Source organism: Paracraurococcus lichenis, assembly GCF_030657435.1.
GTDB lineage: Bacteria > Pseudomonadota > Alphaproteobacteria > Acetobacterales > Acetobacteraceae > Paracraurococcus > Paracraurococcus lichenis.
The window spans coordinates 1-7,392 of record NZ_JAUTWS010000150.1 but is presented as its reverse complement, the minus strand read 5'-3'; the positions used below and the strand labels follow the sequence as shown (position 1 = coordinate 7,392).

The 7,392-nt window shown below is 60.8% G+C and carries 7 protein-coding genes; 6 read left to right on the top strand and 1 reads right to left on the bottom strand.

What is annotated here, in order from left to right; all coding sequences use genetic code 11:
- The 4 genes from Q7A36_RS37280 to Q7A36_RS37270 form a co-directional block, all read left to right on the top strand.
- The coding region (locus tag Q7A36_RS37280; protein ID WP_456306843.1) for a hypothetical protein at positions 1-186 on the top strand (186 nt) is incomplete at its 5' end.
- Positions 187-458: 272 nt separating this feature from the next.
- Entirely contained in the window at positions 459-1,226 is a 768-nt protein-coding gene (locus tag Q7A36_RS37275; protein ID WP_305108859.1) for a hypothetical protein, read from the top strand.
- On the top strand, positions 1,223-1,519 hold the full coding sequence (locus Q7A36_RS41875; RefSeq protein WP_370655777.1) for a transposase: 297 nt from the start codon (positions 1,223-1,225) through the stop codon (positions 1,517-1,519). The genes Q7A36_RS37275 and Q7A36_RS41875 overlap by 4 nt, the downstream gene beginning before the upstream one ends.
- Positions 1,520-1,757: 238 nt before the next feature.
- Positions 1,758-2,867, top strand: a complete 1,110-nt coding sequence (locus tag Q7A36_RS37270) for an ISAs1 family transposase (RefSeq protein ID WP_305108858.1) — start codon at positions 1,758-1,760, stop codon at positions 2,865-2,867.
- A gap of 91 nt (positions 2,868-2,958) precedes the next feature.
- Here Q7A36_RS37270 and Q7A36_RS37265 read toward each other — a convergent pair whose 3' ends face one another.
- The gene (locus tag Q7A36_RS37265) at positions 2,959-3,786 is read right to left on the bottom strand and encodes an IS6 family transposase (protein ID WP_305108857.1); all 828 of its coding nucleotides are present in this window, start codon (positions 3,784-3,786) and stop codon (positions 2,959-2,961) included.
- Between the two features lie 444 nt (positions 3,787-4,230).
- On the opposite strand from Q7A36_RS37265, the gene Q7A36_RS37260 reads away from it, so the two are divergent.
- Positions 4,231-5,205 carry an NAD-dependent epimerase/dehydratase family protein gene (locus Q7A36_RS37260; RefSeq protein ID WP_305108856.1) on the top strand — a complete coding sequence of 325 codons (975 nt, stop codon included), beginning with the start codon at positions 4,231-4,233 and terminating at the stop codon, positions 5,203-5,205.
- Positions 5,206-5,937: 732 nt separating this feature from the next.
- Positions 5,938-7,269 carry an ATP-binding protein gene (locus Q7A36_RS37255; protein ID WP_305108855.1) on the top strand — a complete coding sequence of 444 codons (1,332 nt, stop codon included), beginning with the start codon at positions 5,938-5,940 and terminating at the stop codon, positions 7,267-7,269.
- Positions 7,270-7,392 lie beyond the last annotated feature (123 nt).

Below are 7,392 nucleotides of genomic sequence, written 5' to 3'. Positions count from 1 at the left end.
AACCTCGGCCTGATCATGCGATTGCTGACGGGGGCGGGAACGCCTCGGGGCTTCCAAACCAGGGTTTCGGCCTCGCTTGCTGCGATCGCCACGCCGGATGCTGGTCTAGTCATCATTCTGATCGCCGTCGCCGGCGATCAGGCCGCGGCTGTCGCCTTCAGCGTCGCGCCAGACCCGTTCGGCTGACCGACGGCTTTTTCACCGGGCTGCTACCCGACGCCGCTCGATCCGACGATCCCTGCACCAACATGGCTTGAAGCAGCACTACGCGGCCGAGCGTGAATAGGGCGGGGTAAACACCGCGGCGGCACATGCCGTGGAAGCTGTCACATCGGTGTGTGCAAGTTGCACCTTATTCCCAAGGATCGACCGCCGCTTCAGCACGTTGAGGGTGACCGTGATAGGACGATAGCTGTACTCCCTATGTCACAAGGAAGTCGGCGCCAGGAAGGTGGAGAATGGCCGCTCGTCAGCACAGGAATGGCGCCGCTGCGCAGGAAACAAAACCCGAGCAGCGCGGCTGTCCGGTTTGTACCACGCCGGTATCCGCAGGTGCCGACGCCTGTAGCCAGGGCGGGGTACCCTTGCGCCCGGAATCGCTACAGGCTGTTCAAAAGGACGCAACGGCGGACCGCGACGTCGCTTCACCGGCCTCGGTAGACCTGCCGCGGAGACAAACCCTCGTACTGCTGGTCTGCGACCTGTCCGGATGCACGGGCGACGCGATGGAATACCTGGAATCTTCTATCCAAGCCGTACGGATGTTTGGCGGCTGGCCGGCCTATGCAAGTGGGACAGAGGTCGCTTTTCGCTTCGATTCGACCTCCGCGCCCGGTATGTGCCAGTTCGCAGTGGCAGATATGCTCGACCGCGGATTCGACGCCGGGTTAAATGTCGTCCTCGACCTCGGACGCGGTTGCGCAGGACTGCGGGTGGCGCTGCACGAGGGCGACGCCCTGTTTGTAAAGGGCAGCGCTGTTGCAGCGACCGAGGCCGAGTTCCTCGGATCCATGCGCGATGGCATGGTGCTGGAGGGGCCGGTGCGACGGATGGTGCATGCGATGTGCTTAGCGGCGCCACCTATCGGCATGGTGATCAGCGCGGCCGCAGCGAACGGCCTGGCACCGGCTCGCCGCACGCTGCTTCAGCATCTGCCGGCTCATCACCCCGCGGCCAGGGTCGGGGGCGCCTATCTCTGGCAGCCGATCCTGGCCGCGTCGGAGTGACTTGGTTCGCGTTTAGGGTTCTGTTGCAAGTTGCGCGCCCGCACTGCCTAGGCACAATCCCTGGCATGGCGAGACGGCAGCGAGCGGCCCAGGTGCGGCCGGATCAGTCTTTCAAGGGGCGGCAGTTCACCGTCTACGCCGGGCTCACGCCCAGTCCCTATGCCAGTGGCGACCGGCGCCGGGAGCGGGGCATCTCGAAGGGTAAACGGGGCAGATTCTTAGCTCGACCTTGGGTAAGAGGCATTGCTGTTCACTTTGAAATCCAGGGCTATCGCATATGGCGTTGGCGCTGACGCCTAACAGCCCGTTTGCAAAGGGTGTCCTGGCCTAATTGAACGGCGCTGAGCGGGGTCACGGGCCCGGCTTTGGTGAGCCTTTTCGCCCTGAATTAGCTAAGAAAGCTTTATGAATTCGCGCAATGGTTCGAGCAGCTGGCCCCTGCCGGCCTTCTCAAACAGGCACTAAATGCGGGCGTTGCGCCAATCGGGCCGAGGCTGAAGTCTGCGGGCGATCCAACACTGAGGCCGCCCCATGGAAGAGTTCGTCGCCTGCTTTGCCGAGGTTGTGGACCCACGCCAGGACAATGCCCGCCACGACCTGCATGAGTTGTTGATGATCGCGCTCTGCACGTTGCTGGCTGGCGGCGAGGATTGCTCGGACATGGCGCTGTTCGGGGAGATGAAGGCGCCGTACCTGCGACAGTTTCTGCGCCTGCGGCATGGCACGCCCAGCCACGACACCTTCAGCCGGGTGTTCCGCCTGCTCGACCCGAAGGCGTTCGAGGCCTGCTTCACCCGCTTCATGCAGCGCTTCGCTGAAAACCTGCCGGACGTGGTGGCGGTGGATGGCAAGACACTGCGGCGCTCATTCGATCGTGCCACGGGCAAGTCGCCGCTGCATATGGTCCATGCCTGGTCCACGGAGCAGCGCCTGCTGCTCGGTCAGGTGGCGGTCGACGGCAAGTCCAACGAGATCACGGCGGTGCCGAAGCTGCTGGAGCTGCTGTCGCTCGAGGGCCGCATCGTCACCGCCGACGCACTCAACTGTCAGCGCGTCATCGCTGCCCAGGTGATCGAACAGGGCGGCGACTATGTGCTCGCGCTCAAGGGTAACCAGGGCAGCCTGCACGACGATGTTCGCTGCTTCTTCGACGACCCCACCCGTACTGCCGAGCTTGCCTATACAACGGTCGATGGCGAGCACGGTCGCATCGAGACCCGCACCAGCCTGATCTCGACTGACATCGCCTGGCTGCAAGAGCACCATGCCTGGCCGGGGCTGGCGGCCATTGGCCGCGTGCTCCGGACCCGCGAGATGGGCGACAAGGTCAGTACCGAAACCGCCTACTACCTGCTGAGCACCCCGCTCAGCGCCGAGCGCTTCGGCGAGGTGGCCCGCGGCCATTGGGGGGTGGAGAACGGCCTGCATTGGGTTCTCGATGTGACCATGAACGAGGACCAGGCCAGAACCCGCAAGGATCACGGACCGCAGAACATCGCCCTGCTGCGACGCCTGGCTCTCAACCTTGCCAAGCTCGAAGGCTCCAAGGGGTCACTGAAAGGAAAGCGCATGCGCGCCGCATGGGACGACACCTTCCGCACCCGCCTCCTCGCCCAGTTCGGCAAAACCCATATGCGATAGCCCTGCTTTGAAATCCTTATCGCGGCTCCATAATCGGTTCTGTCAGAACTCGTGCCAGACACGACGACATGAGGCGAAAGCCAAGGTCAGCTTACGCCGCCTCGAGAATGGCGAGCACACTGGTGGCGCGACGGAGGTGAAGTAGGCGACGGCGGCGGGCAGAGACGTATTGGTTGTGGCGCGTGCAGGGGCGGAGGAAGTTGCGGAGCTCATCGTAGCTTCGACAGAACCGCTCCGCTGACGTGAATCTCTTGAACCCCCGCATACATCGCGTGCGCCCTTTAACGCCCCGGTGGTCCTGCTCCAGTCTGTTGTTCTTGTAGGCGCTGGTCCGGTGCTCGACATTGCGGCCGAGCGTGCTGCGGATTGCCCGTGGGTAGGAGCCATGCCCGTCGGTGGTGACCTGATCAGGCACCACGCCTGTGACCGACTTGGCCGAACGAAAGAAGGCCTGAGCCGCCGCCATGTCGCGGTGCTCGCTGAGCATGGTGTCGACCAGATTGCCGTCGCGGTCGATGGCCCGATACAGATAGGCCCAGCGCCCGCCAACCTTCAAATAGGTCTCGTCGACGTGCCAACGACGGCCGCGGGCACCGCCCTTACCGCGCCGGCGCTGCCGAAGTTCGTCGGCGAGGAGTGGCGCGAGCTTCGCCTCCCACTCGCGGACGGCTTCGTAGCTGAAGACGATGCCGCGGATGAGGAACATCTCGGTCAGGTCGCGCAGGGTCAGGCGGTAGCGCAGCCGCCACAGCACCAACAGGGCGATGACGTCCGACGGGTACTGAGTGTGGTTCAGCACGGTGCCGGAGCGCTCATTGTACTGCTTGCTGCAGGTCCGGCAGCGGAACCGGCGGTAGCCCTGGGCGGTGCGCTCCGGCCGCTCGGTCACCTCGGACGAACTGCAGGCCACACAGTCCATTCCCGTCCATCCACCCCATCGAGCCCAGAGCCGGAGCCTACCAGCCCGACCCCGGCCGGCCAAACGGGCCGATTGGCGCGGAGCCTGACAGAACCGTTGAGCCCAGAGCCGGAGCCTACCAGCCCTACCCCGGCCGGCCATACAGGCCGTTTAGCGCGAGCCCTGACAGAACCCCCTCAAAACATTGCATGCTCTCGATGCCGTCGGGGGGCGTTCACCCCATTAAGGCGTCAATCAGGACGGATAAACCCTTGTTAGTTGAGGACTTCCCCTCTGGATCAAACCGTGTCTATTTTTTGGTCGCATACGTCAAGAAAATCCTTAACTGTACTGCAGCGGTGTGGTTGAATCCGCGTGAAATCGAATGGGCCGAAGAATGTCACAAAAAATAATATATCGAGAGGCGCACTTTGCCCTCGCCCACAATCCTATCAGTTGCAAAAAATGACGAATGTCCTCATCGCAGGAGGCGCGGGTTTCCTCGGCTCACATTTACTGGATCGTCTGTTGCGCAGAAAGGACATTGCGAGATTGATCGTTATCGACAATCTCTGGACGGGGCTGCGCAACAACTTGGCCCATATCAACGACCCGCGAGTGGATATCCAGCAGGTCGATGCCGAGCGCGTTGATTCCGTCACTACATTCGACGAAATTTACCATCTGGCCTCGCCCGCTTCGCCCCCTTGGTACATGGCCGAGCCCTTGCGCACGGTGTCTGCGAATGTTCTCGGTACTCTCCGCTTGCTCGCCGCACTGAAACCACACGGTCGATTCTGCTTCACCTCAACTTCAGAAGTGTATGGGGATCCGCTCGTTTCCCCACAGCCTGAGAGTTATCGGGGCTCGGTGGACTGCACCGGCCCGCGCGCTTCTTATGACGAGAGTAAGCGTTGCGCTGAAGCAATCCTCTTTGAGGCGCGGCGCACACAGGGCGTCCGCATCAAGGTCGTGCGCCTGTTCAACGTCTTCGGTCCGCGCACGCGGCCAGACGACGGGCGAGCTGTGTCCAACTTCATCACTCAAGGGTTGCGAGGCAGCCCCATAACTGTCTATGGCGCGGGCAGCCAAACACGAAGCTGGGGCTATGTGGACGATGTCGTGGACGCCCTTGAGCGTTTCTTCTGGTTAGAAGAAAGCGAATTTCCTGGCCCGCTTAACATCGGCAATGATCGCGAGGTGCCAGTGGTTGAAGTGGCGCACTATGTGCGCCGACACTTTCCGCGCAGTCAGATTCAGCATCTAGATCCCGTACCGCAGGACCCGACCAACAGGCGTCCTGACCTGACGCTCGCCCGACGCCACTTACCGGGTTGGGAGTGCAAAATCTCTTACGAAGAGGGTGTGGATCGGACGATCCGCTGGTTTCGCAATACGGTGAGCAACCTGCACTCTCCTAAGAGTCTGGACGCGAAATAACCAGACTTTCTATATCGGTCCCGGCACATAGACCGTCTGCCGGTCGCGCATACTATACGGAGCCGATGGGGTCTGTTGCAAGTTGCGCACGAGAGCATGCAAAGGTGTGGGGGGAGGGCCGCGAGGGCGCCTGTTTGGTAAAATTCCTCGGATGTGGGGGCGAAGGAGCGACGCCGGTGCCAAAGCGGGTATGGCGGCTGACGTTGGTGGCCGAAGGGGCTGAAGGGACGACGGAGAGCGAACTCGCCCGGATCGAGCGGAGTGAGGCGGGTGGTCTGGCTAATCTCGGGCTCAGCCTTGAGGAGGTGAAGCATCTCAGAGTCCATACGCGAAATAACCCGACTTTCTGTGTCGACTTCGCTACGGAAAGCGGCATTGGACCAGTCCTCCCATGCCGGGCCTATGTTTTGCGCCCGCATCTCCAGCGTCGCTGACCTACCGCAAGCATCTTGTAACGCAATGATTATGCGGCGACGGCTCGCGAAGTTCTTGACATAAAGATGGGTTTATTTGCATACAGCTTCTGACCGACGGCTCTTTCAACGGGCTGATACGGATGGTTCGTGCACTAGAATGCCGTTGACGCTCTCGGCATCACAGTTGTCCAGACAGCCGGATGCGGTACATTCTAGCGGTTCCTTTCCCCACCCACAGTCGGGTCTACCTGCAACGGAACTAGACGAGAAAAATAGCCAAAGTTTAGATTAGAAAATACGTCAGTAGAGGGATGATATGCGACTGCCGACGTTCCAAAGTTTCTTCCGAAGCAAAATCGATCTGCCACTCGTGGATGAGGAGCAATTAATTTCGGAAGCCGTAACACTCGATGTCGAAGCCGAACACCACAGAACGCTCCTCAGCTTGCGGCGGCGCCTAGCCGATACGTTCACGCCAACGCGCCCGCTGCCCGGTCCCAGAGTGGAACTATTCAGCAACGATAATAGAGCAGCCTTCATTGGGCGTGAGGTCGAGTGTCTCCGCATCACGCGTGCTCTCCTTGAAGACCAGTCGCACGTTGTCATCTTCGGCGAGCGTGGCCGCGGTAAAACCTCTCTAGCTAATCTTGTTGCGGCGCAGGTGCAAGAGGCGTCATTTGATGTCGCACGCTATGTCTGTTCGACGACCAGTAACTTTGATGCGGTCATGCGTGGGCTCTTCCATGACATGCCGCGTTGGCTAACTGGTCTAAGTCGAACCGGGTACGACACTGGTTTGGCAAGCCTGCTGCCATCGCGTCCGCTTCAGCCAAGCGACCTTCCATTAATTTTTGAAAGGTTGAGCAGCAAGGTCATTTTGCTTGTAGACGAATTTGATCGGGTGGCTGACGAGGATACACGTACGGCAGTTGCCGACACGATCAAGCAGTTTTCAGACCTAGGTATGCCGGTTTTATTTATGATCATTGGCGTTTCTGACAGTCCTGAGGCGTTGCTCGGCCGCCATCCATCTATCCAACGCTGCGTCACGCGCGTAGCACTACCCTTACTCAAGCCGGCGCATGTGCGAAAGATCGTGGAGCGCGGCGCCGCGCAGTCCGGCCTTAATTTCAGTGCCTCTGCCCGGACCTGCATTGCGGAGCTAGCACGCGGCGTGCCGTACATGGCGCAGCTACTTTCTCTTCGAGCAGGACAAGCGGCCCTCGATAACGGGCGCACCACAATCCTCGGTAGTGACCTGCTTGCGGCAATCGAGGCCGCGGCTATCGAGGCGGACCCGCGTGTTCTTGCTCTCTATGACCTAGCCACGAATACCGAATGCGACGCGGCAGCGCTGTCCGTATTGCGTGCTGCTGCTGCGGGCTCACAAGACGAGCTCGGGCGCTTCCAGGTGGTTTCTAATGGGCGTTTTGCACAGGTGGCGGGGCTTCAGGTTGATGGTACGGCTTGGCAAAGGGTGCTGAACGTGGGTGCGATCCGGCATGTTCGTGGCGAAGGCCCCGACCTTTTCACCTTCACCGAAGCAATGCTGATGCAGCTGGTGCTTCTACGGACGGTGCTGTTGAGTCAGGCAGTCGTACATCCAGTGTCCGTAAACTCCGCCCCGGCTTTATTGACCCGGCCGTAGTGTTCCTCGACTATCGCCTGTTATCGCCTGTTATCGCCTGTTATCGCCTGTTATCGCCTTGTTGCAGCGCTCGGTGGTTTGGACGCATTGATCCCTGCCCACGTTCCGGATCATGCGATGCGG

Coding starts and splice junctions, on each gene's coding strand:
- Q7A36_RS37275 (WP_305108859.1), top strand. CDS start 459: ATGGCCGCTCGTCAGCACAGGAATGGCGCCGCTGCGCAGGAAACAAAA.
- Q7A36_RS37270 (WP_305108858.1), top strand. CDS start 1,758: ATGGAAGAGTTCGTCGCCTGCTTTGCCGAGGTTGTGGACCCACGCCAG.
- Q7A36_RS37265 (WP_305108857.1), bottom strand. CDS start 3,786: ATGGACTGTGTGGCCTGCAGTTCGTCCGAGGTGACCGAGCGGCCGGAG.
- Q7A36_RS37260 (WP_305108856.1), top strand. CDS start 4,231: ATGACGAATGTCCTCATCGCAGGAGGCGCGGGTTTCCTCGGCTCACAT.
- Q7A36_RS37255 (WP_305108855.1), top strand. CDS start 5,938: ATGCGACTGCCGACGTTCCAAAGTTTCTTCCGAAGCAAAATCGATCTG.